The organism is Variovorax sp. PAMC28562 (assembly GCF_014303735.1).
Lineage (GTDB): Bacteria > Pseudomonadota > Gammaproteobacteria > Burkholderiales > Burkholderiaceae_C > Variovorax.
In genome coordinates, this window is the sequence record NZ_CP060296.1 from 2,102,006 (window position 1) to 2,122,744 (window position 20,739).

Below are 20,739 nucleotides of genomic sequence, written 5' to 3' on the forward strand. Positions count from 1 at the left end.
ATCGAAGTGGCCCGGGAACCGGAGCATATGCGGGTCTAGACACCTGCAGCAAAATCGATCGGATGAAACGACACATCCTGAAGGTCGCCGCTTTCCAGTCGATCACTGCGCTGCTGGCGCAAGGGCTCGTGAGTGTGCCGGCCGGTGCCCAGACCGCGGCGGATACGGCGCCCGCGCTGCCCACGTTGCCCGCAATCACCGTATCGACGCCCCGTGGCGCCGCCTCGCCTTTCGATGTCGCCGGCTCGGTCGACCGGGTCGAAGGCAGCGATCTGCGCAACGACAAGCTGCAGGTCAACCTCTCTGAAAGTCTGGGCGCGGTGCCCGGCCTGCTGGTGCAGAACCGCCAGAACTATGCGCAAGACCTGCAGTTGTCCATACGCGGCTTCGGTGCCCGATCGACCTTCGGCGTGCGTGGGGTGCGCATCTACGTCGACGGCATTCCGGCCACGTTGCCGGACGGGCAAGGTCAGACGTCGAACATCGACATCGGCTCGGTCGATCGCGTCGAGGTGCTGCGCGGACCTTTCTCGGCGCTCTACGGCAACTCGTCGGGCGGCGTGATGCAGGTGTTCACCGAAAACGGAGCGGGACCACCCAAGCTCAGCTATTCGTTTGCCGCTGGCGCCTACGGTGCGTTGCGCCAAAGCACGATGGTCAGCGGCTCGTCCGGCGCCGTCGATTACTTGCTGAGCGGCAGCCACTTCAGCATCGATGGTTACCGCGCGCACAGCGCTGCGCAACGCGACATCGTCAACGGCAAGCTGGGCATCGCGCTGGACAACGGCGACAAGCTCACGCTGGTGGTCAACAGCGTCCACTTGAAGGCACAGGACGCACTCGGTCTCACGGCGGACCAGTACGCGATGGCGCCCCGCAGCGCGCCACTCGCGGTGCAATACGACACGCGCAAGACGGTCGATCAGACCCAGGCTGGCCTGACCTACGAGCGGCGCATCGACGCGTCGCAAACGTTGCGCCTGATGGTCTACACGGGCGAGCGAAAGACGACGCAGTTTCAGGCGATCCCGCCATCGGCTCAATTGAACCCGCTGCAGTCGGGCGGCGTGATCAATCTGGCACGCGATTACGGCGGCATCGACTTGCGCTGGTCTGCCAAGCTACAACTGGCCGACCGTCCCTTCGACATCGTCGCGGGCCTGGCGTACGACAGCCTGCGCGAATGGCGTACGGGCTATGAAAACTACATCGGTCGCATCACGGCGCCCATCCTCGGCGTGCAGGGCCGGCTGCGTCGCAACGAGCGCAACACCGTGTGGAACCTGGACCCCTACGCGCAGGCGACGTGGCAGTTCGCCGAGCGCTGGACGCTCGAAGCCGGCGTGCGACGCAGTGCGGTGCACTTCGATTCGCAAGACCGCTACATCATCGGCGCCAACGGCAATGACAGCGGCAGCGCCCGGTACGAAAAGACCTTGCCTGTCGTGTCACTGCGCTACGAGGTGACACCGGATGTGGCGGTGTACACCTCGGCCGGCCGAGGTTTCGAGACGCCGACGCTCAACGAGCTGTCGTACCGCGCTGGCGGCGCCAGCGGACTCAACTTCGCGTTGCAGCCGGCCGTCAACGACAGCGTGGAAGTAGGGGCCAAGGCCAAGGTCGGCGGTGGGTTGCTGACCGCCGCGTTGTTCCGCACCGGCACGCGGGACGAAATCGTCACCAACACCAACATCGGCGGTCGCGCCACCTTTCAGAACGCGGGGCGTACCCGTCGCGATGGGTTCGAGTTGGGATGGCAACACGAGACCGCGAACTATTGGCGCACGCAGCTCGCCTACACCTTGCTCGACGCGCGTTACCGGGATCAGTTCTGCTCGCCGTCACCTTGTGCCGCGAACAACACCGTGGCGGCCGGCAATCGAATACCTGGCATCGCGAGACAGTCGGTCTTCGCGTCGTTCGGCTGGGCGCCTCCGGAGGGCTGGCATGCGGGTGCGGAGCTGCGGGCACTGAGCCGCATCCAGGCCAACGATGTCAACAACGCGCGCGCGCCAGGCTACATGCTGGCCGCACTCGAAGCGGGCTATGCGAAGCGGCTCGAGCATTGGGAGTTGAACGCGTTCGCGCGGGTCGACAACCTGTTCAACCGACGCTATGTCGGCTCGGTCATCGTGAACGAAGGCAATGCGCGGTACTACGAACCGGCGCCCGGGCGTAACTGGACGGTGGGCGCGGGCGCTTCCTATCGCTTCTGAGGCGATGCGCGCCGGCTTGCAACGCCGGCAATGGGCTGCGAGTTGCAGGGACAAGGCGGCTGTGAGTCCCGCACACCAGCGCCACAGGCTAGGCTGCAACGCGAGTCCGCAATCCGGAGCTGTCGATGACCGCGGTGACTTTCCGAGCCTGACGTTCCAACTTTTTAAAGACCTTCTATGCCAGACGACGAACGCTGTTGCGGAACCGGTACCTGCATCATCGATGCGCGGGGCCACTGCTGGTGCGGCCAACAATGGGACGGAGAAAAAATGTGCCGTCCCAGCCAGCTCGAAGCACCCTCTGGCACGCCCGAAGCGCCGCAAAAGCAGCTGGGCACCCAAGCAGAATCCTCTTGACCGCAACTGTCCCGCTGGGCCCGACCCGTTGGGCACAGGCGCTTGGCTACGGTGGTTTGATGCCGTTCGTCGGGCTTGCGTTGGCGGTCTGGCTGCTGGGGCCGACCGACCGTGCCCGCAGCCTTTCAGCTCTGGTGGCCTACGGCGCTTCCATCCTCGGTTTTTTGGGTGCCGTCCACTGGGGCCTTGTCATGCGCGATGCGTCGGGTGGTCGGTCGACGGGTTCGCTCGTGTGGGGCGTGACACCCGCCCTGGTCGCCTGGATTGCGTTGCTGATCGACCCTGTGACGGGTCTCTGGATGGTCGCCGCCGGACTGTGGGCCTGTTTTGCGGTGGACAGCGTGACGTACCCGCACTTCGGAGTTCGCGGCTGGTTGCCGATGCGTCTGGCGCTGACCGTGGTCGCGAGTCTTTGCTGCGCTGCGGGTGCGATCAAGGTGATGCAATGAACGAAGCCGCGATGCCAAGTCTCAGCGATGCCGATATCTCCCGCATCGTCGAAATGGCCTGGGAGGATCGCACCGCATTCGAGGCGATCGCGCTGCAGTTCGGTCTGAACGACTCGGCGGTCGTCGCCCTCATGAGGCGTCAGTTGAAGCCCGCCTCGTTCAGGACGTGGCGCAAACGAATGGCCGGCCGGGTGACCAAACATGCGGCGCTGCGCAGCGCCGAAGTGCAGCGCCACCGCGCGACCCACACGCGGCAGTAGCTGACGTAGCGGGAGTTACCCGCCGCAGCTCGTCGTAAGCCCGCCTTACAGGCCGGCCGCTGCCCGCAGCTTGGGCGCGATGCTGGTGTTTTCCCAGGTGAACTCGGGCTCTTCGCGGCCGAAGTGGCCGTAGGCGGCAGTCTTCTGGTAGATCGGGCGGAGCAGGTCGAGCATCTGGATGATCCCCTTCGGACGCAGGTCGAAATGCTCGCGCACCAGGGCGGCTATCTTCTCGTCGGAGATCAGGCCCGTGCCTTCGGTGTAGACCGTGATGTTCATCGGCTCGGCCACGCCGATCGCATAGGCCACCTGGATCTGGCATTGCCGCGCGATGCCGGCGGCCACGATGTTCTTGGCCACGTAACGCGCGGCGTAGGCGGCCGAGCGGTCGACCTTCGACGGGTCCTTGCCCGAGAACGCGCCACCGCCGTGCGGGCAGGCGCCGCCGTAGGTGTCGACGATGATCTTTCGTCCTGTCAGGCCGCAATCGCCTTGCGGGCCGCCGATGACAAAGCGGCCGGTCGGATTGATCAGGTATCGGGTGTTCTTCAGCCATTCCTTCGGTAGCACCGGCTTGATGATCTCTTCGATGATGGCTTCGGTGAACGAGGCCTTCATCTTGGTTTGCGTCTCGCTCTGGTCGGGATGGTGCTGGGTGGAAAGCACCACGGTGTCGATGCTGTGCGGCTTGCCATCGAGGTAGCGCATGGTCACCTGGCTCTTGGCATCGGGGCGCAGGAAAGGCAGACGGCCGTCCTTGCGCAATTGCGCCTGGCGTTCCACGAGGCGGTGTGCGTAGTAGATGGGCGCGGGCATCAGCTCGGGCGTCTCGTCGCAGGCGTAGCCGAACATCAGGCCCTGGTCACCGGCGCCGGTGTTCAGGTGGTCGTCCGATGCGTGGTCGACGCCTTGCGCGATGTCGTTGGACTGCTTGTCGTAGCAGACCATCACGGCGCAACCCTTGTAGTCGATGCCGTACTCGGTGTTGTCGTAGCCGATGCGCTTGATAGTGTCGCGCGCCACCTGGATGTAGTCGACGTGCGCGTTGGTGGTGATCTCGCCGGCGAGCACCACCAGGCCGGTGTTGGTCAGCGTTTCAGCGGCGACCCGGCTGCGCGGGTCCTGCTCGAAAATCGCATCGAGGATCGCGTCAGAAATCTGGTCGGCAACCTTGTCGGGGTGGCCTTCGGAGACGGATTCGGAAGTGAAGAGAAAGTCGTTCGCCATTTTTTGAAACTCCATCAAAGTTGAAAAGGCGCGTTGCCGATTCCTTTGGGATCTCTGGCGAACGCTTTAGCAGAATGCCGATATGGCAATGCACAATCGCTCGGCGCTTGTGCGTGTCGCCCTGCAAGTAGTTCCATTAACTCAGCGACAATTTGAATTCTATTCGAGCTGCGCCGAGTGCGCATCGCCTGTGAATTTCATGTGCCGATGCGCAGGCTTCGTGTTTCAAAACCCCCCTCGTTTTCGATGATCACTCTGTTCCGCCTGCTCGCCCGCGTGCCGCTGCCATGGATGCATCGGATCGGCGCGGGGCTGGGCTGGCTGGTGTATGCGTGCTCTCCGACTTACCGCGGGCGCATGAAGGCCAACGCCGAGGCGGCGGGTTTCACGCGTGCGCAATACCGGCCTGCCATCGGCGCGGCCGGAAAGATGGTCGCGGAGCTGCCGTGGCTCTGGCTGCGACCACCCGGCGTCAGTGTGCTGACGCGTGTGCGCTGGTTCAATGAAGACGTGTTCGAGCAGGCACTCGCCACGGGGCGCGGCGTCATTCTCGCGACGCCCCATGTCGGCAGCTGGGAGATGATCGGCCAAGCCATCGCGGAGCGCTTCGCACCGGAGCACGGGCCGCTCACCGTGCTGTACCGCCCGGCGCGCAAGGCCTGGCTTGCGGACCTCACCGCAGGGTCGCGCGACCGGCCCGGCCTGAAGGCGCTGCCCACCACGCTGGCCGGCGTGCGCGGCCTGATGCGCGTGATGCGCAGCGGCGGCTACACCGGCCTGTTGCCCGACCAGGTGCCACCGCAAGGGCAGGGCGTGTGGGCGCCGTTCTTCGGCCGGCCGGCCTACACCATGACCTTGCTGGCGCGCCTTGCGCAGCAGACCGGCGCGCAGGTCCTCATGACCTGGTGTGAACGGCTGCCCGATGCGCGTTTTGTGATCCACTTCGAGGCAGTCGATGCGCCCGCGTTGCACGACGCTGGCGCGACACCCGAGGCCGCCGCCACTGCAATGAATGAGACCTTGATGCGACTGATCGAACGACTGCCCGGACAGTACCTTTGGGGCTATGGCCGCTACAAGCGACCGAGGGACGAAGCGTGAGCCTCGGTGCCAAGCTCGGCATCGGCTTCATGCGCATGCTGGCGCACGTGCCGTTGCCATTGATTCGCGGTTTCGGTGCCGCCATGGGCGTCTTGCTGCACACCGTCGCGCGACCGCGGCGGCACGTGGTCGACGTCAACCTGAAGCTCTGCTTTCCGGACTGGACGCCGCAACGGCGCCGCCGCGTGGCGCGCGAAACCTTCGTACATGTGGCACAGGCCTGGCTCGACCGCAGCTGGCTGTGGCATGCGCCGCTCGCGGTGGTCCAGGCGCGGTTGAATCTGCACGGCGCCTTGAGCGAGCTCGAAGGCGAGGCGCCGACCATCGTGTTCGCGCCGCACTTCTGCGGGCTCGATGCGGGCGGCACGGCGCTGTCGATCGGCGTTCCGCGTCCATGGACTTCGATCTTCACGCCGCAGCGCAATCCGCTCATCAACGACTGGCTGGAGGTGGGCCGCACGCGCTTTCATCGCGAGGTGCGGGTGTTCGATCGCACCTCGGGCGTGAAGCCGATCGTGAGCGGCTTGCGCAAGGGCGGCTTGTTGTACCTGTTACCCGACATGAATTTTGGGCCGCAGGAGTCGATCTTCGTGCCGTTTTACGGGGTGCCGGCGGCCACTGTGCCGTCGCTGTCGCGCTTCGCCCGGCTGGGTCGCGCGAAGATCGTGCCGGTGCTCTCGCGGATGACGAAGACCGGCTACGACATCGAAGTGCTCCCGTCGTGGCAGAACTTTCCGACCGACGACGTGGAGGCCGATACCGCCTTGATGAACAAGCGTCTCGAAGGCTACATAGACACCATGCCGTCGCAGTATTACTGGGTACACCGGCGTTTCAAGACGCGGCCTGACGGCGAGCCCGCGGTCTATTGACCGCTGGGTCGCGGGCTATCGATTCAGGAAAGTCTCGATCTCCCGTGCCACCAGCGCAGGCTGCTCGTGGACGATCCAGTGGGTCGCGTTCGGCACCTTCTTGACCGTCAGATTCGGCACGTAGTCTTCAAGCCCATCGAGCAGGCCCGGCAGCAGCGCGGCATCGTCGAGCGCCCAGAAGACGAAGGTCGGCACATCCACGGTGAAGCGCTCGCGCGGCAGCACGGGGATGCTGTCGATCCAACCCCCTGCCGCATCGGGCAAAGGCGGCTTCATCGGTGTCACGCGGTACAGGTTGCAGGCACCGGTCAGTCCGGCGCTCCACACCTCGCGGTACTGGTCCTTGACCGCTTCGGTGAGCCAGCCGAAGCCGTCCGGGCCTGCCTTCATCAAAGTGAAGAACGGCCACATGCGCTTGAAGTCGTCGGCTGACAGCAAAACCTCGGCATCGGGCCGCGACAGGAAGTGCATGTAGGCACTGGCCTTCTGCTGCGCCGGGTTGTCGCGCAACTCCCGCATGAAGGTGCCGGGATGCGGTGAATTGATGATGACCAGCTTGCCGACCTGCGCCGGAAAGGCGTTGCCGTAACCCCATGCGAACGCGCCGCCCCAGTCGTGCGCGACCAGCGCGGCCATGCTGCCGTCGGCGCTTTCGGTCGCGACGAGTTGCTGGATGTCCTGGATCAACAGATGCGCCTTGTAACTGGCCACGTCGGTTGGTGCGCTGGATTTCTCGAAGCCTCGCAGATTGGGCGCGACACAGCGATAACCACCGTGCGCATCGCTCGAAAAATACGCGAGCAACTCGTCCCAGATGAACGCTGCCTCCGGGAAGCCGTGCAGAAATACCATCAAGGGCCGTCCCGGCTTGCCGGCGGCCCGGCAACTCAGCGTGGTGCCGTTGGGCAAGGTGCGTTGAAAGGTCTCGATCATCAGTTCGTCTCCTGTTGTTTTGACTCAGTCTGGATCGGCAGGCGCCTCTTTCGCCGCCGGCTCGGGCACTTCAGGATGTGCCCATCGCCAGATCAACTCGGCCGCCTCGCCGACGCCCTGTTTCTTCAGGGCAGAAAACAGTTTGACCTCGCCGCCGCCGCTCTGCAGTCGCGCAATCGACAGTGCCTTTGCGCCTTCGGAGCGGGTCAGCTTGTCGGATTTGGTGAGCAGCACGAGAAACTTCAGCCCTTCGGCGACGCGGGGCCGAATCACGTCGAGCAGGATCTCGTCGAGTTCGGTCAGGCCGTGCCGCGGGTCGCACATCAGCACGACGCCGCGCAGCGTTTCGCGCGTCATGAGGTAGTTGCCCATCACGCGTTGCCATCGCAGCTTGGCTTCTTTGGGCACGGCTGCGTAGCCGTAGCCGGGCAGGTCGGCCAGCACGGCATCGTCTACCTTTTGCTTGCCCAGACCGAAGAGGTTGATGTGCTGGGTGCGCCCCGGCGTCTTCGATGCGAAGGCCAGCCGCGTTTGCTGCGTCAACGTGTTGATGGCAGTGGACTTGCCTGCGTTGGAGCGCCCGACGAAAGCGAATTCCGGGAGGTCGAGCGGCGGCAAGTGTTCCAGTTGCGGTGCACTGGTCAGGAAATGGGCGGTGTGCAGCCAGCCGAGCGCGATGCGTTCGCGTTCGGCGGTTGCGGGGTCCGGGCCGGGCCGGGTGTGGGCCGGCTTCGGCGAAGGGGTGGTCATCTGTAGGCTTTCGGAACGGGGCGCCATTGTAGAATCGCGGCGTTTTGCGCCATAAATTCGAGCCCCTGATATGAAGTTTGTTGCCCATTTTCTGCTTGCAGCCCTCCTGGGCATCGCCGTCAGTTCGAGCTTCGCTGCAGATGAGCCCGCGGCCGCGCCGGCCAAGCCAGCCAAGCCGGATCTGGTCAAAGGCGAGGCGGCGTTCGCTGCCAAGGCCTGCGCTTCGTGCCATAACGCGGACGGTAACTCGGCGGTGCCGGCCAACCCCAAGCTGGCGCAACAACACCCGGAGTATTTGTACAAGCAGTTGGTCGAGTTCAAGGCCGGCAAGCGCAAGAACGCGGTCATGCAGGGAATGGCCGCCACGTTGAGCGACGATGAAATGCGTGACATCGCGTGGTTCATGGGCTCCATAAAAATGAAGCCAGGCTTCGCGAAAGACAAGGCAACGGTCGCACTTGGAGAAAAGATCTATCGCGGCGGCATCGCCGATCGCCAGATTCCAGCTTGCGCCGGTTGCCACAGTCCCGATGGTGCGGGTATTCCCGCACAGTACCCGCGGCTCGGAGGCCAGCACGCCGACTACATCGCGACCGAACTCACCATGTTTCGCGATAACGTCCGCACGAACAGTATCCAGATGACGGGTGTCGCTGCCAAGCTTAACGACCGCGAGATCAAGGCTGTGTCTGATTACATTGCCGGATTGCGCTGAACTTGCCCCCAGGTTGGCTCACTGCGTGTAGCCGGTCACCCCCTGACCGGGGGCAGCACCAGCGGCCCGGCGAAGCCGGTTCCGCGGTGCTTCACGAACAGAAGCGCATGAAACGCAGTAGTCGTTTTTGAACTAACCGCCAATAAATCAGACCAACAGGCGGGCTTATCCAGGGGGATGGCCCGCTTTTTTGCTTTCATGTCTATCTCCACCCACGGTCTTCGTGTTCGTCGCGGCCCGCAATCGCTTCGCGCGGCGGTGGAACTGTTTTCGTCGATGCGGTTCGCGATCTCGTTGCTGACCATCATCTGCATCGCATCGATCATCGGCACGGTGCTGAAGCAACACGAACCGATCGGCAACTACATCAACCAGTTCGGCCCGTTTTGGTCCGAGCTTTTTCATACCGCCAAGCTCGATTCGATTTACAGCGCTTGGTGGTTTTTACTGATCCTGCTTTTTCTGGTGATCAGCACGTCGTTGTGCATCGGGCGCAACACGCCGCGTATCGCGGCCGACCTCAAGACTTTCAAGGAAGACATCCGCGCGCAGAGCCTGAAGGCTTTCGGCCAGCGCGCCGAGACGGTGCTGGCTGAAACGCCGGAGGCCGCAGCCAATCGCATCGGGCAGTTGCTTGCGGGCGGCGGCTGGAAGGTGAAGCTGCAGCGGCGGGACTTGTCGGTGAGCGCCGCCAACGGCTCGCCGGATGCTTCAGGCTGGATGGTCGCTGCGCGCGCCGGCGGCGCCCATAAGCTCGGCTACATCGCGGCCCACAGCGCCATCGTCTTGATATGCCTTGGGGGCCTGCTCGATGGCGACCTCGTGGTGCGTGCGCAGACCTGGTTCAACGGCAAGAGCGTGTTCGCCGGCGGCGGCATGATCGCCGACGTCGCGCCAGAGCATCGCCTGTCTGCCAGCAATCCGACCTTTCGCGGCAACATCCTGGTGCCCGAGGGCGGCCGATCGAGCGTCGCGATCCTGAACCAGTCCGACGGTGTGTTGTTGCAAGAGCTGCCGTTCTCGATCGAGCTCAAGAAGTTCATCGTCGACTACTACTCGACCGGCATGCCCAAGCTCTTTGCCAGCGAGGTGGTGCTGCACGACCGCGAAACCGGCAAGGAGACGCCGGCGCGCATCGAAGTGAACCACCCGGCGAGCTACAAGGGCGTCGAGATCTACCAGTCGAGCTTCGACGACGGCGGATCGAGCGTAAAGCTCAAGGCGGTGCCGATGGCGGCCGCCGCCAAGCCTTTCGAGGTCGAAGGCGTGATCGGCGGGCCGTCTGTCGCCATCACCAACGGGGCCGACAAGCTCACGCTCGAGTTCGCTGCGCTGCGGGTCATCAACGTCGAGAACTTTGCCGACCCGCAGGCCAACGGCGCGGTCGACGTGCGCAAGGTCGACCTTCGGCACGATTTCGAGTCGCGCCTGGGTGCCGCGAACAAAACCGACAAGCCCAAGACGCTGCGCAACATCGGCCCGAGCATCGGTTACAAGCTGCGCGACGCAGCGGGGCAGGCACGCGAGTACCAGAACTACATGATCCCGGTCGACACCGGCGACGGCCAGCCGGTGTTCTTGCTCGGCATGCGCGAACGGCCCGAAGACCAGTTCCGTTACCTGCGCGTGCCGGCCGACGATCAAGGCTCGATGGATGGTTTCGTGCGCATGCGCAGCGCGCTGGCCGACCCGGCCCTGCGGGCCCGCGCCATCGATCGCTACATCGCGCGCGCCGCCGATCCGAAGCGGCCAGAACTCGGCGAGCAGCTGCGTACCTCGGCGACGCGTGCGCTGGCCCTGTTCTCTGGCGCTGAACGAGCACGCTCCGACGCAGTGAGCGCCGGCGGCTGGCAGGCCATCGCCGAGTTCATGGAGGTCAATGTGCCGAAGGCCGAGCGCGAGCGGGCCGGCGCGGTGCTGGTACGCATCCTGAACGACGTGCTGTTCGAGGTGCTCAACCTGAGCCGCGAAACGGCGGGCCTCGCTGCCTTGCCGCCCGATGACAAGTCGCAGGCTTTCCTGACGCAATCGGTGCTGGCGATCAGCGACGCGCACTTCTATCCGGCACCGGTCGCGATGATGATGACGGACTTCAAGCAGGTGCAGGCCAGCGTGTTCCAGGTAGCGCGTGCGCCGGGCAAGAACGTGGTCTATCTCGGCTGCCTGTTGCTCATCACCGGCATTTTTGCGATGCTGTACGTGCGCGAGCGTCGGCTCTGGATCTGGCTTTCGCCGAAGCGCGCCGAGGGTGACGTGGTGTCGGGCACCGACGCATCGATGGCCTTTTCGGTGAACCGCAAAACGCTCGACAGCGACCGTGAGTTCGAGCATCTGAAGCACAAGTTGCTGGCCTTCTCGAAGCAGAATCCGGTTTCTCCAGTTTCCCCAGACTCCCCCCAGACTCCCTGACAACGCGGGTATCCAGGACAAAGCGCATGACTACGACGACCCTCACTCTCAACGACAGCTGGCGGTCGCGCCGCGACACCTTCGACTGGGTGTTTGCCGCGCTGGTGCTGGCCGGCGGGCTCTTTGCGTTCACGCGCTACGGCGCCTCGATGGACTATTACGAAAAGCCCATCCTGCTGGCCGCCATGGTCGCCGGCGTGTCGCTCGGCTGGTTCTGGCGGCCGCTGCGGGTGTTGGCCCTGGTTGTGGCCTTCGCGTCGCTGTTGGCGATCAGCTCGTACCAGGGCGACCTCGGGCGTGCCGATTCGGTGTTCTGGCTCAAGTACTTCCTGTCGAGCCAGTCGGCCATCCTGTGGATGAGCGTGCTGTTCTTCATGAGCACGACCTTTTACTGGCTCGGCTTGTTCGGTGGACGTCAAGGCAACGCACTCGAACTCATCGGCTCGCGCATTGCATGGGCCGGCGTCACCATGGCGCTGATCGGCACGATGGTGCGCTGGTACGAGAGCCACCTGCTCGGCCCCGACATCGGCCACATCCCGGTCAGCAACCTGTACGAGGTGTTCGTGCTGTTCAGCTGGCTGACGACCAGCTTTTATCTCTACTTCGAATCGACCTACAAGACCCGCTCGATGGGCGCCTTCGTGATGCTGGTGGTCAGTGCGGCGGTCGGCTTTCTGCTCTGGTACACGCTGGTCAAAGGCGCACATGAGATCCAGCCGCTGGTGCCGGCGCTGCAAAGCTGGTGGATGAAGCTGCACGTGCCCGCCAACTTCATCGGCTACGGCACTTTCTCGCTGGCCGCGATGGTCGCCTTTGCCTACCTCATCAAGGAACAAGCGCAGGAAAAACGCTGGTACAAGCTCACGCCCATCTGGCTGCTGGGTGTGGCGCTCTGCTTCGTGCCTGTGGCGTTTCGCCAGCGTGTGCAGGAAGCCGGCGGCAGTTACTGGGTGGTGTATGCGGGTATCTCGGCACTGATCGCCGCGGGCATTCTGTTGGGTCGCAAGCGCATCGCTGCACGGTTGCCGTCGAACGAGGTGCTGGACGATGTCATGTACAAGTCCATCACCGTGGGCTTCGCCTTCTTTACGATCGCGACGGTGCTCGGCGCGCTGTGGGCGGCGGACGCCTGGGGCGGCTACTGGAGTTGGGACCCCAAGGAAACCTGGGCGCTGATCGTCTGGCTCAACTACGCGGCCTGGCTGCACATGCGGCTCGTCAAGGGTTTGCGCGGCACTGTGGCGGCCTGGTGGGCGTTGGGTGGCCTGGCGGTGACCACCTTCGCGTTCCTGGGCGTCAACATGTTCCTGAGCGGGTTGCACAGCTACGGGACGTTGTAGGGTCGATTCAGCGTCCATCGAATCCGGGCGAGCGACTTGCGCGTAACCAAAGCAGGGTCGTGCACGAACTAACTTTTGCAACAACGATTCCGCGAAAGGTTTCCATGTCGATCGGTTCACGTCAAGATGGCTTCATTCACTCGTCTTCCAGCGAGATCACCCCACGCAGCATCTACGAGGGCCGGCGCGACCTCTTGAAGCTGATGGCTGGCGGCGCCGCTGGTGCGGCACTGGCCGGTTGGGCTTCGCGCGAAGCGATGGCGCAAACGGCCGGTCCCGGTAAGCTTGCCAAACTGCTTGGCGGAAAATCTGCCGTGGTGGGGGCGATGTCGACCGAAAAGGTGAGCGACTACAAAGACGCCACCACGTACAACAACTACTACGAGTTCGGCACGGACAAGGCCGATCCTGCAAAGAACGCCGGCACGCTCAAGACCCATCCGTGGACGGTGGAGGTCGAAGGCCTGGTCAAAAAGCCCGGCAAGTACGGCATCGAAGACCTCATCAAGATGAGCGCGCAGGAAGAGCGCATCTACCGCCTGCGCTGCGTCGAAGGCTGGTCGATGGTGATCCCATGGGTCGGCTACTCGCTGGCCGAACTCATCAAGAAGGTCGAGCCGCAAAGCAATGCGAAGTACGTCGAGTTCGTGACGCTAAATGACCCGAAGACGATGCCATTCGTCGGCTCGCGCATTCTCGATTGGCCATACGCCGAAGGGCTGCGAATGGACGAGGCAATGCACCCCCTTACGCTGCTGGCCTTCGGCATGTATGGGGAAGTGCTGCCGAACCAGAACGGTGCGCCGGTGCGCATCGTCGTGCCATGGAAGTACGGCTTCAAGTCGGCCAAGTCGATCGTCAAGATCCGCTTTGTCGAAAAAGAGCCGAGTACTGCCTGGAATAAGTCGGCGGCAAACGAATACGGCTTTTATTCGAACGTGAATCCGAGCGTCGACCATCCGCGCTGGAGTCAGGCCACCGAGCGACGCATCGGCGACGGCTTGTTCGCCAAGCGTCGCAAGACGGAAATGTTCAATGGCTATGAAGCACAGGTCGGCCAGCTCTACGCCGGCATGGACTTGAAGAAGTTCTACTAGCCATGGCAACGTCCGGGCCCGTGCTCGTGCTCAACAAGCTGTTGCTGCACAAGGCCGCAAAGCCGATCATCTTTCTGGTCTGCCTGCTGCCATTTATTCGGCTGGGCTACGGTGCTTTCACCGACGGACTTGGCGCCAATCCGGCGGAATTCCTGATCCGTGCGGCGGGCGACTGGACGCTGCGCTTTGTCTGCATCGTGCTGGCGGTCACGCCACTGCGTGTGATGACCAAGCTGAGCGGCTTGGCACGATTCCGCCGCATGCTCGGGCTCTTTGCCTACTTCTACGTCGTGTTTCACCTGCTGAGTTACAGCTGGTTCGACATGGGTTTCGACATTGCAGACATCGCGAAAGACATTGCCAAGCGGCCGTTTATTCTGGTGGGCTTTGCGGCCTTCGTGCTGCTCACGCCACTCGCGGCAACATCGTTCAATCGGGCTATCAAGGCGATGGGCGCCAAGCGCTGGCAGATGCTGCACAAGCTGGTTTATGTAATCGCCGGGCTCGGGCTGCTGCACTTCTTCTGGATGCGTGCGGGCAAGAACAATTTCAACGACGTGTTCGTCTACGCCGCCATCGTCGCAGCACTCCTCGGATGGCGCGTCTGGCACTTTTTCAGCAAGAAAAAGAAGATGCAATCGTCACCGGTGGTGCGTCCTCAGCCTTCGCGGGGAAGCTCGCTGCGGAGCTGATCCTCGAGCGTTTCGCGACGGCGGATCAATGTGGCTCGGTCGCCGCTGACCATCACTTCGGCGGCGCGGCCTCGCGTGTTGTAGTTGCTCGACATGCTCATGCAATACGCGCCTGAAGAGAGCACTGCGAGCAGATCGCCGGCTTGCACATTGAGCGAGCGGTCCCGGCCGATCCAGTCGCCGCTTTCGCAGATCGGACCGACCACGTCGTAAATCGTCCCGTCATCCGATCCACCAGATCGCATCTGCAGCGGCACGATATTCTGAAAGGCCTGGTACATCGCAGGACGCGGCAGGTCATTCATCGCCGCGTCGATGATGCAGAAGTTCTTGTCTTCACCCGGCTTGACGTAGAGCACTTCTGTCACGCACACCCCGGCGTTGCCCACCAGTGAACGACCGGGTTCGATGATCAGCTTGCGATTGCCGAAACCGCGCGCATCGAGCCGGGCCAGCAACTGCTTCCACAGCGCATCGGCAGCCGGTGGCACCTCTCCGTTGTAGTCGATGCCCAAGCCACCACCGAAGTCAAGATGATGGATTGGTACGCCCGCGGCTTCGATGGCTTCGACCAGATCGAGGATGCGTTCGCACGCATCCAGGTAAGGAGACATCTCGGTGATCTGCGACCCGATGTGGCAATCGATTCCTACGACGTCCAGTCCTGGCAGCTTCGCCGCATGGCGGTATGCGTGCAGTGCACGGTCGTGCGCGATGCCGAACTTGTTCCCCTTGAGACCCGTAGAGATATACGGATGCGTCTTGGGGTCGACGTTCGGGTTGATGCGAATGCTGATGCGGGCTCGTTGGTTGCTGGTCGATGCCACTTCGTCCAACACGTCGAGTTCGGCTTCGCTTTCAACGTTGAAGCAACCGATGCCGGCGTCCAGCGCCTGCTTCATCTCTGCGCGTGTCTTGCCGACGCCGGAAAAAATGATGCGGGCCGGATCGGCACCGACCGCGAGTGCACGCGAGAGCTCACCGCCCGACACGATGTCGAAGCCACAACCGGCTTCGGCAAAGACGCGCAGCACGCCGAGCGACGAATTGGCCTTCATCGCATAACAGATCAGCGCGTCCCTGCCGTCGAAGCCGCGTTGATAAGCGCCGAGCGCATCGAGCATCCACTGCTTCGAATAGACGAAAAGAGGCGTGCCGTGTTCGCGCGCCAGCGCAGCGAGCGACATGGCCTCAATTTGCAGTGTGTCGTCTCGTCGCGCGATGTGGGGATGGCCTGGAAGCGTCGCGGGTTCCTGGAGCTCTGCCGTCACTTGGTGGTCCCGCTTGTTTCAGGCGTTCCGGGCGGAGTCGTCATGGCTCGTGTTCCGGTTCCGCCCGGAGTTGCCTCGGTGCCGGGCGCTGCCGGCGTTGCAATCGGGGCATCCGTTGCGCCAGGCAAGCGTGGCGTCAGAAGGTCGGGCAGGGTTGCGCGATCCTTGGCTGCCGCATCCTTGGAAAGATAGAGCGGTCCGCGCTGACCGCAGCCGCTCAGTACGACGAGTGACGCCGCGCACAATACAGCAGCAAGCATCGACGTGCGAACCGTATGGCGACCTCTGCAGACCCTGTGCAGGTCGCGGCGGTGGTCGCTCACTAGAATTTGGAGAACATTCAACATGGCGAAATTGTAATGACCGACCTCGAATACCTGGACCACGCTGAATCCGCGCTCGCCGCCATCGAGCAAGCCTGCGATCGTATCAACGACGCGACCGATGCGGACATCGACAATCAGCGTGTCGGGGGAATGATCACGATCACTTTTCCCAACGCAAGCCAGTTGATCGTGAACCTGCAAGCGCCGTTGAAAGAGATCTGGCTCGCGGCGCGGTCGGGCGGTTACCACTATCGTCACGATGGCGCGGCTTGGGTCGACACCAAGACCGGCAGAGAGTTGTTCTCGCAATTTTCAGAAGAAGCCAGCACGCAAGCGGGGTTGCCGCTCGAGTTCACCGCCGACTAACTGCCGATCGAACGAAGCCAGCCTAGTTCCGGAACAGATCCAGGATTCGATTGCGCTCTTCGGGTGGCGGCGTCGGCGCAACGGGCGCACCGGTGAGCGCCTCGGCTGGCACCACCGGCGCCGTGTCCAGACCCAGGCTCGCCACACCACGGCCTGGCGCGTAGTCGTCGAAGTACCACTCGCCACCGACGTTGACCACGCCCGATGGCGGGGGCAACTCGGCTACCGGGACGCCCTTGAGGGCAGTCTCCATATACGAGATCCAGATCGGCAGACTCAGCCCGCCGCCCGTCTCGCGGTCGCCGAGCTTGCGGGGCGTGTCGTAACCCATCCAGGCAATGGCTGCCATGGTCGGTTGGAAGCCGGCAAACCAGGCATCGAGCGAATCGTTGGTGGTACCGGTCTTGCCATAAATGTCGGTGCGCTTGAGCGTCGCCTGTGCCTTGGCCGCGGTCCCGCCGCTGGCCACTGACTGCAGCAGGCTGTCGATCATCCAGGCATTGCGCTGAGGAATTGCGCGGATGGTTTCGTTTAACAGCGGCGGCTGCTTTTCGACGAGCACCTTGTCCTTGTGATCGGTGACTCGGGTCACGAGATACGGGTTGACACGATAGCCGCCATTGGCGAACACCGAATAGGCCGTCGCCATCTGCATCGGTGTGACCGAACCGGCACCGAGCGCCATCGGCAAATAAGCCGGATGCTTTTCGCGGTCGAAGCCGAAGTTGGTGATCCAGTCTTGCGCATAGTGAGTGCCAATCGACTGCAGGATGCGGATCGAGACCAGATTCTTCGACTTCATCAGCGCCCGGCGCATCGACATCGGCCCTTCGAAGCCGCCGTCGTAGTTCTTGGGCTCCCACGGTTGACCGCCTGTGGTGCCGGCATCGAAGAAGAGCGGGGCGTCGTTGATGACGGTCGCCGGCGAGAAGCCTTTTTCGAGCGCCGCCGAGTAGATGAAGGGCTTGAAGCTGGAGCCCGGCTGTCGCCATGCCTGGGTGACGTGGTTGAACTTGTTCTTGTTGAAGTCGAAGCCCCCGACCATCGCCTTGATCGCGCCATCGCGCGGATCGAGCGCGACGAACGCGCCTTCGACCTCTGGCAGCTGGGTGATTTCCCAAGTGTTCTTCGGTGTCTTGGCAACACGGATCACTGCACCACGGCGGATCTTGATGTTGGGGGGTGCCTTGTCGGACAGTCCGGATTGCGGCAGCTTCAGGCCTTCGCCGGTGATCTGAACCGCCTCGCCATCGGCGCGCACCGCATTGACTTCTTTCGGCGAAGCTTTGAGCACGACCACCGAAAGCAAGTCGCCGTTGTCCGGATGGTCGCTCAGCGCGTCGTCGATAGCTTCGTCGAATTCCTTCGGGTCGGCCGGCAAGTCGACGAATTTCTCGGGGCCGCGGTAGATCTGGCGGCGTTCGAAATCCATGATGCCTTTGCGCAGCGCTTTGTAAGCGGCTGCCTGGTCGGCGGCCACGAGCGAGGTGTAGACCTTGAGGCCGCGTGTGTAGGTGCTGTCTCCGTATTGCGCATACATCAGCTGACGCACGGTCTCGGCCACATATTCAGCGTGCAGCCGGTTCGTGTCCTGGCCGTCGCGAAGCTGGAGGTCTTCTTTCTTTGCCACTGCCGCCTGGTCGACCGTGATGAAGCCTGCTTCCTGCATGCGGTCGATCACGTACAGCTGTCGGCCGCGCGCGCGAGACGGATTGTTGACGGGATTGTTGGCGCCCGGCGCCTTGGGTAACCCTGCCAGCATGGCGGCCTGCGCGATAGAAATATCTTGCAGCGGCTTGCCGAAGTAAGCCTCCGAGGCGGCCGCGAAGCCGTAGGCGCGGTTGCCCAGATAGATCTGGTTCAGATAGATCTCGAATATCTGGTCCTTGCTCAGCATGTGCTCGAGCTTGAAGGTCAGCAAGATCTCATAGATCTTGCGGGTGAGCGTCTTTTCCGAGCTCAAGTACACGTTGCGCGCCACCTGCATCGTGATCGTGGAGGCGCCCTGGCTTTTCACGCGGTTGACGTTGGCCAGCCCTGCGCGAACCACGCCCTTGTAGTCGACGCCGCCATGTTCATAGAAGCGGGCATCTTCAGCCGCGAGGACTGCGTCTTTCATCACCTTCGGGATGGTGGCGATCGGGGTAAGGTTCCGGCGTTCTTCGCCGAATTCGCCGATCAGCGTGCCTTCCGAAGAGAAGACTCTCAGCGGCAACTTGGGTCGATAGTCAGAGAGCTCGGAAATGTCTGGAAGGTTGGGATATGCCACCGCCAACGCGACGGCGATCACACACAGAATCGACACCACGGCGGCAACAGCAAGCCCCAATGTCCAGAAAATGATCCGCAAAAGCCAGGTCAGCCATACCGACCTTTCAGGGGGTGGAGCGGGCTTGCGGGGGCCGTCGGGGCGTGTTGAGTCGGGCATTGAGCGGGATGGAGTCACCGCGCATTATAAAAAGTGAAATGCGCCGTATTGAAAGCGCCAACGCGCATAAAGTCGGCCGCGAAAATTCGTGACCTTTGTTGCAGGTCTCGTGACCTTTTGACAACGGATGCGCGCTCTACACCTTCTTCAGCTTTGTTGCCGGTGATTGTTGCTGATAGCATGCAACCACTCGCAAATATTTCCAATCGTTACAACCGACAGGACCGTAACTTGACCGACTTGGGATCGCTTTTTCGCCGGCAGCCTGCGCCATTGCTCGGCTTGGACGTTAGTTCGTCCAGCGTCAAGCTGGTAGAACTCGGTCGCGATGCCACCGGGAAACTGGTGCTGGAACGTTGCGCCATAGAACCGCTGGAACGCGGATGGATCACCGACGGCAACGTCGAGAAGTTCGACGAAGTTGCTGAAGCCGTGCGTCGCGTGGTCCGCAAAAGTGGCACCCGCACTAAAAACGTCGCACTGGCTTTGCCGCCTTCTGCCGTGATCACCAAGAAGATCGTGCTTCCGGGCGGTATGAGCGAGCAGGAACTCGAACTGCAGGTCGAGTCCGAAGCCAACCAATACATTCCCTTTTCCCTAGACGAAGTTAGTCTTGACTTCTGCGTGATGGGGCAGAGCGCCAACTCCACGGGAGACGTCGAGGTGCTCATAGCGGCATCCCGCAAGGAAAAGGTCCAGGACCGTCAGGGTCTGGCAGAAGCTGCCGGCCTGAAAGCGATGATCCTGGATGTCGAGTCTTATGCTTCTCGCCTTGCAACTGCAAGGTTGATCGAGCAGTTGCCGGGCCAAGGCCGGGACGCCGTCGTCGCGCTGTTCGAAGTCGGCGCGTTCACTACCAGCATGCAGGTGCTTCGGAATCAGGAAGTGCTGTATGACCGGGATCAGGCCTTCGGCGGCGCTCAACTCACTCAATTGATCGTGCGGCAATACGGTTTTTCGGCAGAAGAGGCTGAAACCAAAAAGCGCAGCGGCGATCTGCCTGACGACTACGGTTCCGGCGTGCTCCGGCCGTTCGTGGCCAGCATTGCGCAGGAAATTGCGCGGGCGCTCCAATTCTTTTTCACCAGTACGCCGCACAACCGTGTCGACTACGTACTTTTGGCCGGCGGTTCGGCTGCTTTGCCCGGCTTGACCAGTGCCGTCACCCGTCAAACTTCGTTTGCATGTTCGTTGGTCAATCCCTTCGACGGCATGGAAATCGGCGCAAATATCAGGGAGAAGAAGGTGCGTCGTGAAGCGCCCTCCTACCTGACTTCTTGCGGTTTGGCGATGCGGAGGTTCCTGCAGTGATTTTGATCAACCTGCTTCCGCACCGCGAAGCGGCTCGCAAACGCCGGAAAGAGACCTTTTACGCCTCGCTGGGCGCAGCTGCTTTGCTCGGCGTGCTGCTTGCCGGCGGCGCCTACGTTTGGTACCAAACGCAAATTTCGGGTCAGCAGTCCAAGAACACGTATCTTCACTCCGAGATCACCAAGCTCGAAAGCGAGATCAAGGAAATCTCGACGCTCCAATCTGAAATCGCAGCACTGCGCGCGCGGCAGACCGCCGTGGAAGATTTGCAGGGCGATCGCAATCTGCCGGTGCATCTGCTCAACGAATTGGTGCGCCAGTTACCGGATGGGGTTTATCTCACCAGCATGAAGCAGGACAACCAGACGGTGACGTTGCAAGGCATGGCGCAGTCGAACGAACGCGTCTCTGAACTGCTGCGCAACCTGGGCAACAACAGCCCCTGGCTTGTCAAGCCGGAACTGGTCGAAATCACGTCCGCCAGCGTCAACCTGACGCCGCGCGACCAGCGTCGGGTGGCTAACTTCACCATGCGCATCGGCGTCAAGCGACCGACCGATGTGGAAAAGGGCGCACCTGGCGCACCAGCGGCATCGGCCGCTGCAAAGGGGTAGGA

Annotated in this window: 20 protein-coding genes; 13 read left to right on the forward strand and 7 right to left on the reverse strand. The window is 62.6% G+C overall.

Going from position 1 to position 20,739, the window contains the following annotated elements; genetic code table 11:
* Positions 1 to 77 precede the first annotated feature (77 nt).
* The 3 genes from H7F36_RS09880 to H7F36_RS09890 all read left to right on the forward strand — a co-directional run bounded on the left by H7F36_RS09880 (position 78) and on the right by H7F36_RS09890 (position 3,282).
* On the forward strand, positions 78 to 2,216 hold the full coding sequence (locus H7F36_RS09880) for a TonB-dependent receptor domain-containing protein (RefSeq protein ID WP_410003084.1): 2,139 nt from the start codon (positions 78 to 80) through the stop codon (positions 2,214 to 2,216).
* 353 nt (positions 2,217 to 2,569) lie between these two features.
* Positions 2,570 to 3,022: a DUF3429 domain-containing protein gene (locus H7F36_RS09885; RefSeq protein WP_187054502.1), complete on the forward strand. Its 453-nt coding sequence runs from the start codon at positions 2,570 to 2,572 to the stop codon at positions 3,020 to 3,022.
* Positions 3,019 to 3,282, forward strand: a complete 264-nt coding sequence (locus H7F36_RS09890; protein WP_222620454.1) for a TIGR03643 family protein — start codon at positions 3,019 to 3,021, stop codon at positions 3,280 to 3,282. Before H7F36_RS09885 ends, H7F36_RS09890 begins: the two co-directional genes overlap by 4 nt.
* Positions 3,283 to 3,327: 45 nt before the next feature.
* On the opposite strand, the gene metK is transcribed toward H7F36_RS09890, so the two are convergent.
* Complete coding sequence (metK, locus tag H7F36_RS09895) at positions 3,328 to 4,509, reverse strand: methionine adenosyltransferase (RefSeq protein ID WP_187054503.1); 1,182 nt, start codon at positions 4,507 to 4,509, stop codon at positions 3,328 to 3,330.
* A 246-nt stretch (positions 4,510 to 4,755) separates the two neighbouring features.
* Between metK and H7F36_RS09900 the strand changes: the two genes are divergently transcribed.
* On the forward strand, positions 4,756 to 5,610 hold the full coding sequence (locus tag H7F36_RS09900) for a lysophospholipid acyltransferase family protein (RefSeq protein ID WP_187054504.1): 855 nt from the start codon (positions 4,756 to 4,758) through the stop codon (positions 5,608 to 5,610).
* Positions 5,607 to 6,482 carry a lipid A biosynthesis acyltransferase gene (locus H7F36_RS09905; RefSeq protein WP_187054505.1) on the forward strand — a complete coding sequence of 292 codons (876 nt, stop codon included), beginning with the start codon at positions 5,607 to 5,609 and terminating at the stop codon, positions 6,480 to 6,482. The genes H7F36_RS09900 and H7F36_RS09905 overlap by 4 nt, the downstream gene beginning before the upstream one ends.
* A gap of 15 nt (positions 6,483 to 6,497) precedes the next feature.
* Here H7F36_RS09905 and H7F36_RS09910 read toward each other — a convergent pair whose 3' ends face one another.
* Both H7F36_RS09910 and yihA read right to left on the reverse strand, forming a co-directional pair.
* The gene (locus tag H7F36_RS09910) at positions 6,498 to 7,415 is read right to left on the reverse strand and encodes an alpha/beta fold hydrolase (RefSeq protein ID WP_187054506.1); all 918 of its coding nucleotides are present in this window, start codon (positions 7,413 to 7,415) and stop codon (positions 6,498 to 6,500) included.
* A 24-nt stretch (positions 7,416 to 7,439) separates the two neighbouring features.
* Positions 7,440 to 8,165 (reverse strand): ribosome biogenesis GTP-binding protein YihA/YsxC, encoded by a 726-nt coding sequence (gene yihA, locus H7F36_RS09915; protein ID WP_187054507.1) that lies wholly within the window; start codon positions 8,163 to 8,165, stop codon positions 7,440 to 7,442.
* A gap of 70 nt (positions 8,166 to 8,235) precedes the next feature.
* Between yihA and H7F36_RS09920 the strand changes: the two genes are divergently transcribed.
* Positions 8,236 to 8,880: a c-type cytochrome gene (locus H7F36_RS09920; protein WP_187054508.1), complete on the forward strand. Its 645-nt coding sequence runs from the start codon at positions 8,236 to 8,238 to the stop codon at positions 8,878 to 8,880.
* Positions 8,881 to 8,915: 35 nt separating this feature from the next.
* On the opposite strand, the gene H7F36_RS09925 is transcribed toward H7F36_RS09920, so the two are convergent.
* On the reverse strand, positions 8,916 to 9,080 hold the full coding sequence (locus H7F36_RS09925; protein ID WP_187054509.1) for a hypothetical protein: 165 nt from the start codon (positions 9,078 to 9,080) through the stop codon (positions 8,916 to 8,918).
* On the opposite strand from H7F36_RS09925, the gene H7F36_RS09930 reads away from it, so the two are divergent.
* From H7F36_RS09930 to H7F36_RS09945, 4 genes are all read left to right on the forward strand, one after another.
* Positions 9,079 to 11,289, forward strand: a complete 2,211-nt coding sequence (locus H7F36_RS09930; RefSeq protein WP_187054510.1) for a cytochrome c biogenesis protein ResB — start codon at positions 9,079 to 9,081, stop codon at positions 11,287 to 11,289. The genes H7F36_RS09925 and H7F36_RS09930 overlap by 2 nt on opposite strands.
* 26 nt (positions 11,290 to 11,315) lie before the next feature.
* Entirely contained in the window at positions 11,316 to 12,632 is a 1,317-nt protein-coding gene (gene ccsB, locus H7F36_RS09935) for a c-type cytochrome biogenesis protein CcsB (protein ID WP_187054511.1), read from the forward strand.
* A gap of 104 nt (positions 12,633 to 12,736) precedes the next feature.
* On the forward strand, positions 12,737 to 13,729 hold the full coding sequence (msrP, locus tag H7F36_RS09940) for a protein-methionine-sulfoxide reductase catalytic subunit MsrP (RefSeq protein ID WP_187054512.1): 993 nt from the start codon (positions 12,737 to 12,739) through the stop codon (positions 13,727 to 13,729).
* Between the two features lie 2 nt (positions 13,730 to 13,731).
* Positions 13,732 to 14,421 (forward strand): sulfite oxidase heme-binding subunit YedZ, encoded by a 690-nt coding sequence (locus H7F36_RS09945; RefSeq protein WP_187054513.1) that lies wholly within the window; start codon positions 13,732 to 13,734, stop codon positions 14,419 to 14,421.
* On the opposite strand, the gene lysA is transcribed toward H7F36_RS09945, so the two are convergent.
* Both lysA and lptM read right to left on the reverse strand, forming a co-directional pair.
* Positions 14,388 to 15,608: a diaminopimelate decarboxylase gene (gene lysA, locus H7F36_RS09950; protein WP_261802565.1), complete on the reverse strand. Its 1,221-nt coding sequence runs from the start codon at positions 15,606 to 15,608 to the stop codon at positions 14,388 to 14,390. The two genes, H7F36_RS09945 and lysA, sit on opposite strands and share 34 nt — an antisense overlap.
* A gap of 80 nt (positions 15,609 to 15,688) precedes the next feature.
* The gene (gene lptM, locus H7F36_RS22455; RefSeq protein WP_410003074.1) at positions 15,689 to 16,039 is read right to left on the reverse strand and encodes an LPS translocon maturation chaperone LptM; all 351 of its coding nucleotides are present in this window, start codon (positions 16,037 to 16,039) and stop codon (positions 15,689 to 15,691) included.
* 12 nt (positions 16,040 to 16,051) lie between these two features.
* Here lptM and cyaY point away from each other — a divergent pair, with 12 nt between their 5' ends.
* Positions 16,052 to 16,384, forward strand: coding sequence for an iron donor protein CyaY (gene cyaY / locus H7F36_RS09960; RefSeq protein WP_187054515.1), 333 nt, complete (start codon positions 16,052 to 16,054; stop codon positions 16,382 to 16,384).
* 22 nt (positions 16,385 to 16,406) lie between these two features.
* Here the strand turns inward: cyaY and H7F36_RS09965 are convergent, their stop codons facing one another.
* Positions 16,407 to 18,812, reverse strand: a complete 2,406-nt coding sequence (locus H7F36_RS09965; protein ID WP_187054516.1) for a penicillin-binding protein 1A — start codon at positions 18,810 to 18,812, stop codon at positions 16,407 to 16,409.
* A gap of 231 nt (positions 18,813 to 19,043) precedes the next feature.
* Here H7F36_RS09965 and H7F36_RS09970 point away from each other — a divergent pair, with 231 nt between their 5' ends.
* Both H7F36_RS09970 and H7F36_RS09975 read left to right on the forward strand, forming a co-directional pair.
* The gene (locus tag H7F36_RS09970) at positions 19,044 to 20,123 is read left to right on the forward strand and encodes a pilus assembly protein PilM (protein ID WP_187054894.1); all 1,080 of its coding nucleotides are present in this window, start codon (positions 19,044 to 19,046) and stop codon (positions 20,121 to 20,123) included.
* Complete coding sequence (locus H7F36_RS09975; RefSeq protein ID WP_187054517.1) at positions 20,120 to 20,737, forward strand: PilN domain-containing protein; 618 nt, start codon at positions 20,120 to 20,122, stop codon at positions 20,735 to 20,737. The genes H7F36_RS09970 and H7F36_RS09975 overlap by 4 nt, the downstream gene beginning before the upstream one ends.
* Positions 20,738 to 20,739 lie beyond the last annotated feature (2 nt).